Source organism: Armatimonadota bacterium, assembly GCA_028871815.1.
Lineage (GTDB): Bacteria > Armatimonadota > Chthonomonadetes > Chthonomonadales > Chthonomonadaceae > REEB205.
In genome coordinates, this window is record JAGWMJ010000001.1 from 100,979 (window position 1) to 118,763 (window position 17,785).

A 17,785-nucleotide genomic window follows, 5' to 3' on the forward strand; every position below is an offset into this window, starting at 1 on the left:
GGGGGCCCTGGCGGCTTTGCGCTCGGAATGGCCACGGTCTTGGACAGACGTTTGCGGGGCCCGTTGCCTTTGGTATTCGGGCGAGCGGTATCGGTGGCCGTCGCTGGTCTAGTCTACGGGGCGGCGGCGATTGCTCTCTCTATATGGCTTTCCGCATCATCCGGCGGCACCGTGTTAAGTGGCGACGGCACCTGGGTCCAGGGGCTGTTTCGGCTCGATTGCTACACAATGGGGCTCTCGGGGGCGGTGACGCATTGCCTTGTCCTCAGACGACTTAGGTCGGCTCGGATCCCATGAGGCAAGGTGGCCGGGGCGCAAACGCGTGCGGGCCCGCTGTGAGCAACAACGGTGGCGGGCATTGACTGCCGGGCACGATCCGACGCGGCGCCGCGGGCCTCCGCAGTGTCCGCCTCAGCGTGCCGCAAAAGTCGACGCTGAACTCCACCCTCAGCGACGGCGGCTTACTCACGCACGGCCCCCTGACGCCTTGCTTCCCGCCACCAGGCACGAAGTAGTTGCCACGCAGCGACGCCTGCAGACGGCAACAGCCTGCCAGCGAGTTAGGGCGCGCGGCACGTCCACACAATGCCAGCGCGTTTTGGCATTTATCGGGCTGGGCCATCCGCTCTCCGCGGCCATGTGGGGCTGGGAGGGACCTCGTGCGGACTACGCGGCGCTCTTCGAGGTCGTCTATGCGATGTATGAGAACGGCTGGCCGCTGGATGCAGCACTGGCCGCCGGGTGCGAGAGCGCACCGCAATATCTCGCCGCGCGTTTCGTACCGTGCATGGAGGCTCTGGCACGTGGTGAGATGCTCTCACAGGCAATGGCCGGTCAGGCCGGAATCGACCCGGGCGTGCTCGCGCTTATCGAAGTCGGGGACCTGGAGGGGCGCCTCGGCGAAGTGATGCAGTACATCGCGCACGAGTTCCGGACCTACGTGGAGCGCCAGCATACGTGGGATTACAATTTGATTATTGCCAATCTCCACTGGATCGCGCCATCGCGCCGCCTGTTCGCGTTCGCCGCCCGGCCACTGCAGGAGACGGAGTGCACGCGCGAGTTCGCCATGCTGTACCGCGGCGGCGTGCCGGTTGCGCGGGCGCTGGAGGTGGCCGCGTCCCGAGCATTGCTGCCCGAGTACGGAGACGCGTTGCGGAACGCCGCGGAGAATACCCGGAACGGATGTACAATTGCCGAGAGCCTGACGATGGCGGGAGCCGGCGGCCCGGAAGCACGGGCCATTGCCGAAACGGCGGGCGAGAGCGGCGAATTTGCCGAGTTGTTGGAGGGCCGCGCCCGCGTAACCGAGGGTGACGCGAAGAACAATGGTAACATTATCGTTGCCATTGTCCTGGTGTCTATTATGTTGGGCCTGGCAGCCGGGATTATCCTGCCGCTGCTCGGTGCGCTGGTTGCAACGACCTATATGCGCCACCATCACATCTTTCATCGCTGATTGCCACTGTTGCACAGCCATTCGTCGTACCAACCTCGACGGCGGCGATGGCGAAACCCAGGGCTACACCTTTGACGCTATGGGCAACCGCAGCATGTTCGTTCAGGAACTTAAAGCCGGCTCACCCATCGCGACCTGGCTCATGAGGCCTCTGGGGCCCGAGTACCGACAGTCGTGTAACGACCGCCGCCAATCGCGCTTTACCGCGAGGCCAACTTAGACGGTACGCCACAGAGGCGCCACACGTCCGCCGACTGCAATTACAGCACAATCATACGCCGTGCCGGCCCTCGCGCCCTGCTACTCCCTCAATCGCGGATCCAGCGCATCCCGCATGGCGTCGCCAAGGAAGTTGAACGCCATCACGGTAAGCGCCAGAGCGAGGCTTGGGAACATAAGAAGGAGCGGATGTGCCTCCTTGTAAGGCAGCGCATCGTTGATCATCCTGCCCCAACTCGGAAACGGAGGCTGCACGCCGAGCCCGAGGAATGAGAGCGTGGCCTCCGCCAGAACCACGCTCGCCACGTCCTGAGTGATCTGGACGATAACGGGACCCATGAGGTTCGGCGCGATGTGCCTCCAGATAATCGCGCCGGAACGGACACCTGCGGCGCGAGCTGCGTCGACAAACTCGCGGTCACGCAGCGCCATAGCCTGGCCGCGCACCAGGCGCGCCATCGCCGGCCACGCAACGATTCCCAACGCGGCGAACAGCGTCAGAAAGTTGAATGCCGGAGGCAGCGCCGTGTTGCCCGACATGATTATGGCCTGCAGCAGGATGGCCAGCAGGATGTCGGGAAAGGCGAACATGGCGTCGGTGACGCGCATCAGTATCAGGTCGGTGGCGCCACCACGGTAGCCGGCGACCAGTCCGAGGGGCAGGCCGATGGATACCTCTATCGCGATAACGATCAATGCGACGCCGAGCGACACACGCGCGCCGTAAACGAGTCGGCTCAGTACATCCTCGCCGAGATTATCGGTGCCAAGCGGGTGCTTGCCGCCCGGTGGCGAGAGAAGCGCGCTGTAATCCTGTGTATCGTACCGGTAGTGCGCCACAAGCGGCGCCGCTGCCGCCAGCACCACAAGTCCAACGATGTAGAGCATGCAGAGAACCGCAACGGGGTTATGCAGCAGCCGGCGCCATGCATCGCGCGTCGGGCTGCTGCTTCGTACCGGCGTGCCCGCAAGCGTCGCCGACGGCTGGACTTCGGTCGGAGGTTCGTGTGCTGTGCCTCCCGTCATAGGCCGCTACGCCTCAACCCGCACGCGCGGATCCAATACTCCGTACAGAACATCCACAAGAAGGTTGACGCCAATATAGATCACGGCCACCAGAAGCGCCATGCCCTGCACCACCGGATAGTCGCGGCGCGTGATGCTGTTGATCGACTCGAACCCGATGCCGGGTACCTGAAAGATGGTCTCCACCACGAACGAGCCGGTGAGCAGCGCGCCGAAGTTGGTGCCCAGCACGGTGAGCACCGGCATGAAGGCGTTTTTGAGCCCGTGCCGCCAAACGGTTCGTCCCCGCGAGAGGCCCTTCGCCATCGCGGTGCGGATGTACTCCTGCCGCAGCACGTCTAGAAGCGATGAGCGCATAAAACGCGCGAACAGTGCCGCGGAGCGGGCGCCGAGGGTGATGGTGGGGAGGATCGTATAGATTGGAGAATCCCATCCGCTGACGGGCAGCACGCGGAAATGCACAGCAAACGCGTAGACGAGCAGCGGTCCAAGAACGATGCTCGGCACCGAGACCAGTGCGACCACCACCGACATGGCTGCCCGGTCGAACCAAGAGTTATGATACAGAGCGGCCAAAACGCCGGCAGGCAGGCCGAGCAGCAGCGCAAACGCGAAGGCGGAGATCGCGAGTTGAGCGGTTACCGGAAAGTCGCGCAGCATCATGCGCGAAACAGGCTCCTGTCCACGGCTGAATGAGCGGCCGAAATCTCCGCGCGTGGCGATGCCCCACACATAGTCGACGTATTGCACCAGAAACGGTCGATCCATTCCATACTCGTGCTTCAATCTGGCAACCGCCTGGGGCGTCGCCTTTTCGCCCAGCATGATCTCGATGGGATCGGAAGGCGCCATTCGAGCAGCAACGAAGACGAGAAACGAGACCGCTATGAGCGTGGGGATTGCCAGCCCGAGTCGCCGCAGGATGAATGAGACCATAAATGAAACAGGTTACGACGACGTCTTGTACGTAGCGGTGTCGGGCAGGTAGTTGCAGAGGTTGATCTGCCAGCCATGCACGTTATTCCGCGCGAGAACGATCCGGCGCGTCTGCGCAACCGGTAGAACGCCCACATCCTGCATTAGAACAGCGTTCGCCCGTGCGTAGAGGCGTACCCGAGTGGGCCCTTCGGGCTCACGGTCGGCCTTACGGCACAGAGCGTCAAAGGCGGCATTGGCGTACCCAACGTGGTTGAGGGGTGCGTTCGATACGAAGAGCGTGGAGAGGAAGTCCTGCAAATCCGGGTAGTCGGCGACCCAACCTGTGAAGCAGAATGGTATCGTCTGGTTGCCCGTATCAGCCCAGAACTGCGCCGCTTCGCGCACCTGGAGGTCGACGGATATTCCCAGATTTGCCTGCAGGCCGGCGGCCGCGATCTGGCATGCGAGTATATACCCCTCTTCGTGTTCCAGCGTGACCAAAGCCACCCTGGGAAACCCCTTGCCGCCCGCGAATCCGGCTTGTGCCAGCAATCGGCGTGCTGCCACCGGATCGTACACCGCGGCAGGTGGCGGCGTGGCGCCACCTGCAAGGGCATCTGGAACCATGCCGTGAGGCGGGAGCGCAATGCCCAGATAGGCGACCCGGAGAATCTGATCGATGTCGATGGCGCCGGCAAATGCACGGCGGACGCGCTGATCGGCAAACACAGGCTGCAGCTTTGGATGCATCACAAAGTAGGTGATGCTAGGCTGGGGCTCCAGATGGTACTCACCGGGATACCTGTGCGCGGCCTCATCCTGTAGGTATCGCGAACCCGTTGCATCCTTCCACATGTCGATGGAGTTGGCCTGGAAGTTATTGATGATCGTGTCGGAATCCAGCATCACCGGCATATCGATTCCGCGGAGTCGTGGCGGGCCGCCCCAATAGTCGGCATTCGCCCTCAGGCGTACCATCACACCGGGTTCGTAAGATTGCAGCGTATAGGGACCGGTACCGCAAAGTGTGTGCTGGTCAATCCGGTTATTGGCTTCGGCCATACTGCGTGAGCTGAGCACGAAGTTGGTGGGATATGAGAGCATACCGAGGAAGTAGGAGCGCGGACGATCGAGCGTGACGCGGAGGGTGCCGGGGTCGAGCGCCTCCACACCCGCAAGGTGCGCGGATCTACCGGCCACGATATCGGAAACACCCACGACACCCGCAAGATAGTTTGGCGCAATGGAGGCGATTGTTTTGGGAGAAAGTGCGCGCTCCCACGACGCCTTCACATCGTCGGCCGTCAGCGGGTCACCGTTCGAGAATCGCGCGCCCTGCCGCAAATGGAAGGTGTAGACGAGCCGATCGGTACTGATATCCCAGCCCTGTGCGAGGCAGGCGCCGGGCTTGTTATCCGGTGTGTACCGGATGAGTGGCTCGGCAACATGGCTGAGCATCTCAGCAGTGTCCTGGTCGGATACCTTGGCCGGATCGAAGGTTCCCGGTTCGGTCGTCAAGGCAACGCGCAGCACATCGGCGCTGGCAGCGGAGCCTGTACCGCTTCTACGGAACGAGCAGCCTGCGGCGGCCACTGGCCCTGCGGCTATGAGTGCGAGCACCTGGCGGCGGGTTAACGTGGTACCGCGTCTTGCCATCGGCTAGCCCGAAACCCAGGTGGCGGTATGCGGCAGGTGACCAAAGACGCTGTCGCGGATGCCGTGCAGGCGCGGCTTGTCGAGCTCGAGGGCACGGCGAAAATAGAGCGGGACCCACGGAAGTTCGTTGACAGCTTCGGGGTGGTCTTCCTGACCGTTTATGAGGCGATTGGTGTGCAGCAGCACCGAAAGGAAATCCTGTGGATCGAGGTAGTCCGCCGCCCATCGGATGATGTAGATCGCGAGCGTTTTCTGAAGCCGCTCCTGAAGCAACTGCGTCCACTCCATCGGTTTCAGCTGAAGCGTGGTCCCGAGATTGGTTTTGAGTTGCGCGGCGATCACCTGGGCCACATCGGCGACTTCGGGTTGGTCCTGCCGAAATGCAACAGGATCCAGGCTCATCGGCTTGATGTGCGCAGCGTAGCCGGGCACCTCCGCCGGAACGATGCTGTTGGCGACGTCGCACGTGTTCCGGAGCGCGATGGGGACTAGTTCGCTCACGCGGCTGCAATATCCTCTATCAAAGAACCTCGGGCAGCCTCCTACGCCGTGCCATGCTGCGGCAGAACGTACGCAGGGTGCATGGCCGCGATTGCGCTGCAAGCAACAAGAGTGGCAAAGAACTGGCCGCGCTCCTGCATCATCCGGAAGTTCTTGTGGATGATTACCCCGGCCGACGGCGCACCCAGACACAGGATTACCATAGGCGCCGAAATCTCAATGGTCTTCCTTAGCCACGATGTGCAGGAGGAAATCTCGTCGGGAGTTGGCGGCCGGTTTCGAATACTGCCGGATTCCCGAATACACGCGCAGCATCATGCGCGAAACGGACTCCTGTCCACCGCTGAATGAGACCATAAATGAAACAGGTTACGACGACGTCTTGTATGTAGCGGTGTCGGGCAGGTAGTTGCAGAGGTTGATCTGCCAACCATGCACGTTACTCCGAGCGAGAACGATCCGGGGCTCCTGCGCAACCGGTAGAACGCCGACATCTTGCATCAGAACCGCGTTCGCCCGCGCGTAGAGGCGTACGCGATTGGGCCCGTCGGGCTCACCGTCGGCCTTACGGCACAGAGCGTCAAAGGCGGAATTGGCGTACCCAACGCGGTTGATGGGTGCATGCGATACGAAGAGCGCGGAGAGGAAGTCCTGCAAATCCGGGTAGTCCGCAACCCAGCCTGTGAAGTAGAACGGGATCGTCTGGTTGTCCTGATCCGCCCAGAACTGCGCCGCTTCGCGCACCTGGAGGTCGACCGATATTCCCAGATTTGCCTGCAGGCCGGCGGCCGCGATCTGGCATGCCTGTATAAACGGCGGAGAGTCTTCCAGCGTAACCAAAGCCACCCGGGGAAACCCCTTGCCGCCCGCGAATCCCGCTTGTGCCAGCAATCGGCGTGCTGCCACCGGATCGTACGCAATGACGGGTGGCGGCGTGGCGCCACCTGCAAGGGCATCTGGAACCATGCCGTGAGGCGGGAGCGCCACGCCCAGATAGGCTACCCGGAGGATCTGATCCACGTCGATTGCGCCGGCAAATGCACGGCGGACGCGCGGATCGGCAAACACCGGCTGCAGCTTTGGATGCATCACAAAATAGTCGATGCTAGCCATGGGCTCGAGATGGTACTCACCAGGATACCTATGCGCGGCCTCATCCTGTGCGTATCGCGAAAACGGTATCTGTACATTCCACATGTCGATGGAGTTGGCGTGGAAGTTGTTGATGATCGTGTCGGGATTCAGCATCACCGGCATATCGATTCCGCGGAGTCGTGGAGGGCCGCCCCAATAGTCGGCATTCGCCTTCAGGCGTACCATAACGCCGGGCTCGTAAGATTGCAGCGTGTAGGGACCGGTACCGCAAAGTGTGTGCTGGTCAATCCGGTTCCCGGCTTCGGCCATACTGCGTGAGCTGAGCACGAAGTTGGTCGGATATGAGACCATGCCGAGGAAGTAGGAGCGCGGATGATCGAGCGTGACGCGGAGGGTGCTGGAGTCGAGCGCCTCCACACCCGCGAGGTGCGCGGATCTGCCGGCCACGATATCGGAAACACCCACCACGCCCGCAAGATAGTTTGGCGCAATAGGCGCGATTGTCTTGGGAGAAAGCGCGCGCTCCCACGATGCCTTCACATCGTTGGCCGTCAGCGGGTCACCGTTCGAGAATCGCGCGCCCTGCCGCAAATGGAAGGTGTAGACGAGCCGATCGGTGCTGATCTCCCAGCCCTGTGCGAGGCAGGCGCCGGGCTTGTTATCCGCCGTGTACCGGATGAGTGGCTCGGCAACATGGCTGAGCATCTCAGCAGTGACCAGGTCGGGTACCTTGGCCGGATCGAAGGTTCCCGGTTCGGCCAACAAGGCAACGCGCAGCACATCGGCGCTGGCAGCGGAGCCTGTACCGCTTCTACGGAACGAGCACCCTGCGGCTGCAAGTGGACCTGCGGTTATGAGTGCGAGCGCCTGACGGCGGGTTAACGCGGTACCGCGTTTTGCCATCGGCTAGCCCGAAACCCAGGTGGTGGTGTGCGGCAGGTGACCAAAGACGCTGTCGCGGATGCCGTGCAGGCGCGGCTTGTCGAGCTCGAGGGCACGGCGAAAATAGAGCGGGACCCACGGCGCTTCGTTGACCGCGATCTGCTCAGCCTGCGCGTACCATGCGAAGCGCTGCCTGGGGTTGATGCAGGTATCGGCCTCATCACACAGTTTGTCGAATACCGGATTGCTGTACCCCACCCCATTTTCGGGGTGGTCTTCCTGCCCGTTGACCAGGTGACTGGTGTGCAGCAGTACCGAAAGGAAATCCTGTGGATCGAGGTAGTCTGCCGCCCATCGGATGATGTAGATGGCGAGCGTTTTCTGAAGCCGCTCCTGAAGCAGCTGCGTCCACTCCATCGGCTTCAGCTGCAGCGTGATCCCGAGATTGGTTTTGAGCTGCGCGGCAATAACCTGGGCCACATCGGCGACTTCGGGTTGATCCTGCCGAAAGGCAAACGGCAGGGCTGGGAAGCCCTTTCCGCCGGCAAACCCGGCCTGCGCAAGCAGTGAGCGAGCAGCGGCAGGATCAAAGCTCATGGGCTTGATGTGCGGAGCGTAGCCGGGCACCTCCGGCGGAACGATGCTGTTGGCGACGTCGCACGTATTCCGGAGCGCGATGCGGACTACTTCCTGCTTGTTGATGGCCAATGCGATAGCCTGGCGGACGCGCATATTGACGAACGGCGACCCCGAAGCGGCCTGGTTGAGCGCAACGTACCAGAGTTCCGCGCGCGGATAGGTGTGCAGCTGCGCCTTCAGCCCTGCCGAAGTGTCGATGCGATCGAGGTCACTGGGCGATATCTCCAGGTAGTCACAGTCGCCGGCGATATACTGGTTGAGCCGGGTATCGCCATCCATGATCACCGGCCGCTCGATGAAATCGAGCTTCGGCGGACCGCCGTGGTACGCTGCGTTGCGGGCGAGCACAACGCGATAGCCGTTTCGGAACTCGGCGAGTTTGAACGGGCCGGTGCCGACCATCGAGTCGCGCGTCACGGCTCCGTTGGTCCTTTCGATCGCTTCCCGGCATACGACCCACGCCGTCGGATAGGTGAGGTTGCCCATCCAGTAGGGCTTGGTACCGTCGATGGTTATCTCGAGTGTGGTGTCGTCGATGGCCTTGATGCCCGTAACGGTATCGGCTTTTCCATCGATGCGATCCTGCGCGCCAACAACATCCTTGAGATAGGTCGGAGCGGTTGGAGACTTGATGGCAGGATCGCAGGCGCGATCCATACTCCAGCGGAAGTCTTCGGCCGTGACGGTGCGGCCATTAAAGAACTTGATATCGGGCCGAAGGTGAAACGTGTACCGCGTGAGATCCTTGCTGACGGTCCAGCCCGCAGCCAGGTTTGGAACGATCTGATTGTGCGTATCCCACCGCACCAATCCCTCAAAGATCTGCTGCAGCAGGTCGATGGTCATGCCATCTTCCACCGTCGCCGGGTCCAGGCTGGTGGGATCGCTGTTGATCGCGTAGTGAAGCGTGTTCTTTGTAAGGTGGATCGGGCCGCCAGGTCCCGAACGACCGGTGGTACAGCCCGTGATGGCCGCGCCGGCACCCGCTGCGGCCGCGGCGAGCACCTGACGCCGCGAAAGGCGAATAGCGGATCGGGGCTGGAAGCGCGGTTTTGTCAATCTGACCTCTCTACGCCCATGTGACTTGCTGCGAGCGTCATCATACCCAAAAACCCCGTGAAGCCAACAGCAATGTTGCTTCCCACACGGGCGCACTATAGCAGCGCACTGGCCGGCTGCCGTTTCAACTCTATCACTTTCGCTCGCGCGGCTGCAATATCCTCTATCAATGAGCCTCGGGCAGCCTCGTACGCCGCGCCATGCTGCCGCAGAACGTATGCAGGGTGCATGGCCGCGATTGCGCTGCGGGCAAAAGGAGTGGCAAAAAACCGGCCGCGCTCCTGCATCATCCGGAAGTTCTTGTGGATGATTACCCCGGCCGACGGCGCACCGAGACAGAGGATTACCATTGGCGCCGCAATCTCAATGGTCTGCCTCAGCCACGATGTGCAGGCGGATATCTCGTCGGGAGTTGGCGGCCGGTTTCGAATACTGCCGGATTCCCGAATACACGCGCGGCATCGCACTACATTGCAGATGTAAACGTGGCGGCGACTTAGGCCACACTCCTGCAGGCACTCATCCAGCAGTTTTCCGGCGCGACCCACAAACGGGCGGCCAGTGGCATCTTCCTCATGCCCGGGACCCTCACCGACAAGCATCAATGGAGATTCCGGATTGCCTTCGCCGAAGACGGTTTGCGTTCGCATCGCGGCAAGCGCGCACCGCCGGCACTCCGCGACCTGTTTGGCCAGTGTGGCGAGCTGTACCGCTTTGGCCGGTACAGATGGTTCAGAAGCCTCATGAACCGCGCTCGCCGGCGGTACGGGCTCCGACGGAATCGACACCTCCGCGGGCTGCATCGCGCTGAAGTCCAACCGCGGCATCTCCCGGCCGTCCTCATCCTTGCGACGCCCGGCGCCGCGTCTCATGTCGCGTCGTTTCCCTTCAGAGCTTGCGGAAGCAAGGTGTTCAGCCGCTGCCAGGCGGCGTCGAGGCTCTGTGGGATGACTCGAACGTCGGCGAGAACGGGCATGAAGTTCGTGTCACCGCTCCATCGAGGAACGATGTGCCAGTGCAAGTGCTGCTCGATACCGGCACCCGCGGCGCGACCAACGTTGATGCCGCAGTTGAAGCCATCAGGCGCGCACGCGATAGTGAGCAGGCTGGTTGCCAGCCGTGTCAGCGACATCACTTCGGTCAGCACCGGATCCGGGTACGCCTGCAGCGAGCTGGCGTGCTGGTACGGCGCTACCATCAGGTGGCCGTTTGCATACGGAAACGCATTGAGCATCAGGAACGCATGGGCGCCGCGATGGAGCAGCAGATGCTCCCGATCCGAGGCGGGATCCGCGGACGGCAAATCGCAGAAGATGCATCCCTCCGGTTTGTTCGCCGCTTCGATGTACTGCAGCCTCCAAGGCGCCCAGAGCGGCTCGGGCATGGCACAACCTTTCCTGTGCTAACGCAGACGCGCGTGTTGGAACGTACCTGAGTACCTCACGAATCTCCCGTAAACCAGAGACACGGAAGGCCCCGCTTCAAGCATGCCGAGCGGGGCCCTCCAGAGCGTTCACCAATGACCGGCGGAATCAGTCCCCGGCCTTACCCAGGTTGGATTCCACAATCGCGAGGTCACGGCTGGTCACGCGCCCGTCACCATCCACGTCCTCCGGCCCACTGTACCATTGGCCCATTCGCAGCAATACAGCAACCACGTCCTTTGCATCGATGACGTTATCCCCATACCGTACGATCTGCAGCGTCGTGGGATCCTTCACAGGATTTACATCGCCGAGGATCATGGAGGTGGAGATCAACTGGTGCGCCGGAATGTTGGCGCGGGTCACGCGCCTGCGCAGGCATTTGGGAATGGTGATGTACACGTCCGACGTTTCATCGCTGGTCAGACTGGTGGTAAACCAGCCAGCCGGAGTAAGCGCCTGAGTACGCTGCTCCGTGGGCGCCGTGTCGAGCTGAAACGCGTTCAGCAGGCGCGGATCCTCGAGTACCGGTTGATTGTATGGGTAGAGCTGCACGGTTGTCTGGAGTGCGGATAGCGATCCCCGATACATGGGTATGACGGGATAGAGTGCGAACGGCACATTATTCCCAGCGTTCTGAAGCCTCCAGATACCGCGACCATACGTAGTGGCTTCCAGATTTCCGGTGCTCACATCCAGCGTTAGCTGCGTGATCATCACCTGTGGGAGGTTGCCCAGGCTGCCGGTGTCGGACCAGGATGCGCCGCCGTTGTTGGTATAGTACACACCCAGATCGTCCGATACGTAGAAACCCTGCTCATCATCCCGCGGGACCATTACCAGAGAGGTCGCCGGATTATCGGGCAGCCGTCCAGCGCCTGTACCGCTGATATCCACCCACTGCTGCGGTACTTCCGTGATGTTCTGGCATTCGTACACGTGTCCGGTGCCGGTGCCACCCAGCGCCACGTACATCCGGTAGTTGACGCGAGGACTGAAGACGATACCCACCACGGATCGGGCCGGGAGTCCGCCGGGACCACCCTGGTTGTCGATCTCCGTGAATGTGCCGCCGTTATCGCTGGAGAGCCACAAACCGCCATACATCGTCCCGGCCGCCAAGATATTGGGATTGGTTTGCGATACGGCCACGGAGTAGCATACGTCGGGGAAGGTGAAGCCGGGAGTACTGAGGGCAAGCGTTTTGGGTGAGCCTTCCGCGGTCCAGGTTCCCGCCGTAGGATACGGGCTGTCGGTTTGATGTATAGGCCCAAACGGCTGATGCTGATACTTGTGCACTACGGTATCGGCCATAAAGAGCTGGAATGTATCCGGCTGCGATATGGTCATTGGCGTCTGCCATTCGGCATATCCGGAACCGGGACCGATATCGATCGGGCTCTGCTGCCAGTCGAAGTCATCCTGGAAGATGTCGGCATAGATGATTGAGCAGTATTGCGTCTGCGGGAAGGTCGGGCAGATTGCCGCCATACTGCCGTCGCCGCCGATCAGCTCCTGCCAGTTGCTCAGGTCGCCATCCGCCCAGGGCTGGCCGTTATCCTGTTCACCGGATACGACGTCGGTAGTCTTATAGGGATTATAGGCTGCGCCGAAGACCTGGCCGATGCCCAGGTTTGTATTAAGACCGGACCACTTGAATGCCTGGCTGACTGGAGAGTACGCGAGCCGGTAGACGCCTCCATCGTTGCCGACGAGAACGTCGTTTGGCGAGCGGGGATCCACGGCAATTGCGTGCTGATCGGTGTGAATCAGGTCGTTGCCGGTGTACGTGAACGTTATGGTGCTCCAGGAAGAGCCGTTGTCCACAGACTGGAACACGTCAAACAGGCCCACATAGATGGCGTCATCTACCACGTATTTGTTGGTTGTGGGATCGAGTACCGTGGCGCTTGAGGTTCCGATAAAGAAGTCATAGAAGGCCTGACCAAAGCTGCCGGCGGTATCCAGCCCGAAAGTGCCCGGGAATCCGTTGGTGGTATCGGCGAAGGTGGCGCCACCGTCGGTACTCTTGTAGATCTTTTCGTCATCCTCGCTGAGCACATAGAGGGTATCTGGGTGCACCTGTGAGGTGGCGACGTCCATGCGGAATGTGACGAACGGGTTGGGGTTATTCGGCAGGCCGGCATTAATACTGCCCAGCTGCTGCCAACTGTCGCCGTTCATCGATTTGAAGATGCCCATGTAGTCGACGGCGGCATAGAAATCGGTTGCGCCCGATGCGGTCTTACCCGCGACAATCCTATCCACCCATCCCGGGAAGTTCGCATCCTGTGTCCATGTGGCGCCGCCGTCGTGAGACGAGTAGATAAAGCCATCCGGGTTCCAGTTTGGAGTGAAGCCCCGGATCAGGAAATCGAGCAGCACCTGGTCACGACCCGTGCCCACGATGATGTGGTTGTGGTCGTTGGGATCGATGATAAGCGCCTTGATGCACGCGTCACCAAACAGCGGAAGTCCGCCCTGGAGATCGATGCGCTTCCACGTTGCGCCGCCGTCGGTCGACTTCATCAGCCCGCTGCCGAGCTGGAACGTTGCGTCGTAGTCACCTGTGCCGGCATAGATAACCTGGTCGTTGGTGGGGTCGATCGCCAGACTGCTGATGGAGGTACCGCCCATCACCGGATTGGTTGATGGCGTCCAGCTCTGTCCAGCATTCGTGGACTTCCAAACTCCGCCTTGAGCGGAGCCAAGGTAGAAGATGCTGGGATTGACGGGATCGAACGCCACGGCATTGACGCGCCCAGCCATTGCGTAGGGACCACTGCCGAAGAGGCCGGCCGGCATGTAGTTGTTCGGTCCGATGTAGGTCCACTTTGGCGCGGCTCCGCCACCGGTGGGCGCCCCAACTCCATCGAATCTGGGCGTTCCGGCGGCCAGGCTGGAGACCGCTCCGCGGACGGGCACCGGCGGCACCAAGTCCTGCGGGCGCGTTTTCGGCATCAGCGCCTTATGCTGTTCGGCGCGAACATAAGCGTTCCAGTTGATCGTGGCGTACGGATACTTCCGCGGCCCGTCAAACTCCTGCATCCAGGGCAGGATGCTGTAAGGAACGCTGATGCCGGCGTTTTGCAGCATTTGGGCTGTGAGCGGCTGATAGTGTGGGGCCGCTGTTTGCGCGCCGGCGCCAATGGCGGAAACGCCAAGCGCCAACGCGGAGCCGAGAACCCATTTTGCAGCTGATACCTTAAAGGATTGCATTGTACGATCTCTCCCCGATTACGGCTCTACCGTCACGACGAACGATACCGACACGCCGAGGTAAGTTGCCGTGATGGTGACCGGTGTGGGAACCGACACCAAGGTGGTGGTCACTCCAAACGTTTGACTGGCCGAGTTGAAAGGAATCTTCAACTCTCCGGGCACCGTCAGAACTGCGGGATTGCTGCTCTTGACGTACACGAGCGCACCACCGGCAAGCGCCGGAGCCGTGAGGGTAACCGTTCCCGTTCCGGATAGCGTGCTGACGATGCTGCTCGGTGTTACGGCAACCGACTGCAGCGCCGGCGGCACCACATTGATCACCGCCTGGGCACTGGCGCCGAGGTAGGTTGCGGTAACCGTAACCGGAAGGTCCAACGGCACCGGGCCCGCGGTGACCGTGAAGGTTACTTGCGACTTGCCTGCAGGTACGGTAACGGTAGCGGGAACGGGGAAAGCGCCGGAGTTGCCACTCTGCAGCGCGACGACTGCGCCGCCATTTGGCGCCGGACCATTCAGGCTGACTGTGCCCTTCACCTGGGTGTTGGATATCACGGTTCCTGAAGCGAACGCCAGTCCGAGGAGCCGGACCGGCTCAACAACCAGGGTCTGCGACTTCGACGATGAGTACGAGCCATCCGTATAGGTGGCCGAGATGGTGGCGACCTGATCGGAAGTCACGGCCTGCGTGCCGATGGTAAATGTGGCGCTGGTGGTTCCAACGGGTATCGTTACGGAAGTGGGCACGGAGGCTGCCACATTGGTGCTGCCCAGACCTATCTTCAACCCACCGGACGGCGCCGGATAGTTGATGGTGACGGATGCCGAAGTCGGGTTTCCGCCCTGCACCGTGGGACTTGCGAGCAGAAGCGAAGTGACCACGAACGGCTCGACCTTCACCACTACCTTTTGTGGCGCCGCGTTTGGACCGGTGGCGGTCACTGTGACGGTCTGCTCCGATGTGACGAACGAGGTGGTCACCGGGAACTGGACCGATTCCTGGCCGCCGGGTACCGTCACCGTGGCCGGTACCGAAAGCACAGTCGGCTCGGACGAGGTGAGACTTATGGTTGCCCCGGTTGGACGCGCCTGCCCGTACAACGTTACCGTTCCAATTGCGTCTTCATCGCCCGCAATCACGGCGGGGTTGATGGTGAGGTATCGCAGGTAGTCCTGGTACGGGATCTTGATGCGCCAGATACCTCGACCGTAGGTGGCGGCGTTGAGGTAGCGCGTACCCGGAACCTCTTTGAGCTCGTTGACCTGCACGTTCGGCAAGCCGAGCGAGTTGGTAGCGTTTTGCCAGGTGTTTCCGCCATCGGTTGTTACGAACATGCCGATATCGGTACCGGCGTAGATCACCTGCTGGGGCTGATCCACGTCGAGCGCCAGGCAATCTACCGGGATATCCGGCAGGGTGGTGCCTGCTCCGGAGCCACTGATAGGTGTGAAGAGCGGGGTGGCAGCCGTGGTATCCAGGCACCGCCAAACGTGCGCATAGCCGAACCCGGAGAGTCCCACTGTAATGCTGAAGGGATCTGCCGGGTCGATCTTGATGGCGGTGATCGCGGCCACGGGAAGCGCGGTCCCGCTGCCGTTTACCTGCCGCCAGGTAAGGCCCGAATCGGAGGTCACCCAGACCTGGCCGTCGGCTGAGCCGGTGTAGATGACATAGTCATCGGGATAGGCAACGGCGATGCAGGTGGCCGGTGCGCCGCCGATCGCCTGCGCATCGGCGGTCCACGTAGACGTGACGTCGTTCCACAAATAGAGAACCGTGGAGGCCGTGTAGACCAGGTCCGGCTCGACCGGATCGATTGTGATTGGCGTGACAAACCCGAACGATCCGGTTGGATTGCTCGGCCCGATGTTGACTCCGTTTCGATAAACAGCGCCAAATTGGGAAGTCGAATAGACGATGGACGGGTTCTGCCAGTTGATAGCGCAGCCGCCGCCGTCGCCGCCCGAAACCAGATCCCAACTGCCGCTGGAACTTGGCAGTTGCGCGGAGCCATTATCCTGAGCGCCAAAGATCACATCGTCCGGATCCGTCGGACCCCAGTCGGCGTGATAGATCTGCGTGTCACGCAGCAGGCCGCTGAGGCTGGTCGGCGTGTAAACGCCTGTTGAGTGATTTAGCTTGACCGACCAGACGCCTCCATCATTTGCGACCGCGAACTCGTTGGCGATCTGCGGGTCCACCGCCATGCCATGCTGATCCACGTGAAAGAGATCGTTGCCGGTGTATGCCTGATCAACCGAGAACCACGATCCGCCGGGCGGCGCGCCGACAACATCGATGAGGCCCATGTAGAGGAAGTCGCTCACCGTGGTCGGCGTAACCAGCGGTACGTTGGTCATGTAGAAGTCGTACCACTGCTGCGAGGTATCGGGGTTCAGGTTTCCGGTAATGTCGGCCCAGTTGGTTCCGGCGTCATGGGTTACGGCTACGCGCGTCAGGCCACCGTTGGCGGGGCCTGATGCCACATAGAGCGTGTTCGCATCGGTCACCGAGGTGGCGATACGCAAGCGGCCGGAGCCACCAAGGTAGTGATTGGGTACATAGACCTTCTGCCATGTGGCGCCGTTATTGAGCGAGCGCCACAATCCGCCGAGTGTAGTGCCGCCCGTGGCGGATGTGTAGGTTGCGACGGTCCAGAGCCAGCGCTGGCCGGTGCTGAGCTTGCGACTGTACTGCAGGTCGGTAAAGTCGCCGGTTTGCGCCAGGTAGCGGTTCCAGCTTACACCGCCATCAGTGGTGCGCCAAACGGAACCATCCAGCGCGGATGGGCCGCGACCGCCCTCGACGTTGACGGCATTATGGTTCTCGGGATCGATCGAGATACTGCTGATGGGAAAGGAGTCGAATTCACCGACGCCCAGTTGTTCCCACGTATCACCGCCATCGGTGCTTTTCATAACACCGGCCGAATAGGCGCCGTAGGCGTCAAAGTCACCGGTACCTACCCAGACGATGTTCGGATTGCTGGGATCAACGGTGACGCACGAGGTGTAAAGGGTCGGCCAGTTATCACTCAGCGGCGTCCAGGTGAGCCCACCGTCTGTGGTTCTCATTACCCCGCCGCCGGCTGTGGCGGCAAACATCGTTCCGGGCACCAGCGAGGAATATGCCACGCCATTGACGCGCCCGCAGATGGATCCGACGCCAAATCCCCACTGATAGTGGTTGGAGTAGTTGATCGGGCCAAGGAACTGCCACAGCACGCCGGACAGGCTGTTGCCGGCGCGTGTGCCGCCGGGCCGGTTCATCTGATTGGCAGCTTGCACGGCCAGACCATAATCGTTCCAGTTTACGCCCGCGCTTCCGAAGGTGCGAAGCGACATCCAGTAGTCATGCGCTGCCTTCGCGTTGCTGGGCCGCTGTGCGGCTACGGGATTCCCGAGCACTGCCATAGCTCCAACGATCACGGCTGCCAGGCGGCCGAGTCGGAGCAGTCTGCGAGAGGTATCCGCAAGCATCGTCAAATCTCCTAAGTGGCCGAACGATTCGCGCTGGTTACCACGAGTCATTTAATTGGTAGGATTCCATGCGCCGGATTCGGTCCGGCGGCACGCACGCACCCAGCATCCGTATTCAAAACGCCGGCGCTTTGCCGGTACAGCAAAATCCGGCTCACGCTCTTCGCCACAGTCAATTCGGCGCCAGTATACCAATAACCTTCCTGGT

The 17,785-nt window shown here is 61.5% G+C and carries 12 protein-coding genes; 1 reads left to right on the plus strand and 11 read right to left on the minus strand.

What is annotated here, in order from left to right:
- The first annotated feature begins 598 nt into the window (after positions 1–598).
- Complete coding sequence (locus KGJ62_00430; protein ID MDE2125039.1) at positions 599–1,459, plus strand: type II secretion system F family protein; 861 nt, start codon at positions 599–601, stop codon at positions 1,457–1,459.
- A 300-nt stretch (positions 1,460–1,759) separates the two neighbouring features.
- On the opposite strand, the gene KGJ62_00435 is transcribed toward KGJ62_00430, so the two are convergent.
- From KGJ62_00435 to KGJ62_00485, 11 genes are all read right to left on the minus strand, one after another.
- On the minus strand, positions 1,760–2,704 hold the full coding sequence (locus KGJ62_00435; protein ID MDE2125040.1) for an ABC transporter permease: 945 nt from the start codon (positions 2,702–2,704) through the stop codon (positions 1,760–1,762).
- A 6-nt stretch (positions 2,705–2,710) separates the two neighbouring features.
- On the minus strand, positions 2,711–3,640 hold the full coding sequence (locus KGJ62_00440; GenBank protein MDE2125041.1) for an ABC transporter permease: 930 nt from the start codon (positions 3,638–3,640) through the stop codon (positions 2,711–2,713).
- Positions 3,641–3,652: 12 nt separating this feature from the next.
- A complete protein-coding gene (locus KGJ62_00445; GenBank protein MDE2125042.1) occupies positions 3,653–5,140 on the minus strand; it encodes a peptide ABC transporter substrate-binding protein in 1,488 nt (495 codons plus the stop codon).
- Positions 5,141–5,281: 141 nt separating this feature from the next.
- Positions 5,282–5,779 (minus strand): hypothetical protein, encoded by a 498-nt coding sequence (locus KGJ62_00450; protein ID MDE2125043.1) that lies wholly within the window; start codon positions 5,777–5,779, stop codon positions 5,282–5,284.
- 41 nt (positions 5,780–5,820) lie between these two features.
- Positions 5,821–6,081, minus strand: a complete 261-nt coding sequence (locus tag KGJ62_00455; GenBank protein ID MDE2125044.1) for a hypothetical protein — start codon at positions 6,079–6,081, stop codon at positions 5,821–5,823.
- Between the two features lie 67 nt (positions 6,082–6,148).
- Complete coding sequence (locus KGJ62_00460) at positions 6,149–7,777, minus strand: peptide ABC transporter substrate-binding protein (protein ID MDE2125045.1); 1,629 nt, start codon at positions 7,775–7,777, stop codon at positions 6,149–6,151.
- A gap of 3 nt (positions 7,778–7,780) precedes the next feature.
- Positions 7,781–9,454, minus strand: coding sequence for a peptide ABC transporter substrate-binding protein (locus KGJ62_00465; GenBank protein ID MDE2125046.1), 1,674 nt, complete (start codon positions 9,452–9,454; stop codon positions 7,781–7,783).
- 95 nt (positions 9,455–9,549) lie between these two features.
- On the minus strand, positions 9,550–10,257 hold the full coding sequence (locus KGJ62_00470; protein MDE2125047.1) for a uracil-DNA glycosylase: 708 nt from the start codon (positions 10,255–10,257) through the stop codon (positions 9,550–9,552).
- 65 nt (positions 10,258–10,322) lie between these two features.
- Positions 10,323–10,838: an HIT domain-containing protein gene (locus KGJ62_00475; protein MDE2125048.1), complete on the minus strand. Its 516-nt coding sequence runs from the start codon at positions 10,836–10,838 to the stop codon at positions 10,323–10,325.
- Positions 10,839–10,986: 148 nt separating this feature from the next.
- A complete protein-coding gene (locus KGJ62_00480; GenBank protein ID MDE2125049.1) occupies positions 10,987–14,097 on the minus strand; it encodes a hypothetical protein in 3,111 nt (1,036 codons plus the stop codon).
- A gap of 18 nt (positions 14,098–14,115) precedes the next feature.
- A complete protein-coding gene (locus KGJ62_00485) occupies positions 14,116–17,577 on the minus strand; it encodes a hypothetical protein (GenBank protein ID MDE2125050.1) in 3,462 nt (1,153 codons plus the stop codon).
- Positions 17,578–17,785 lie beyond the last annotated feature (208 nt).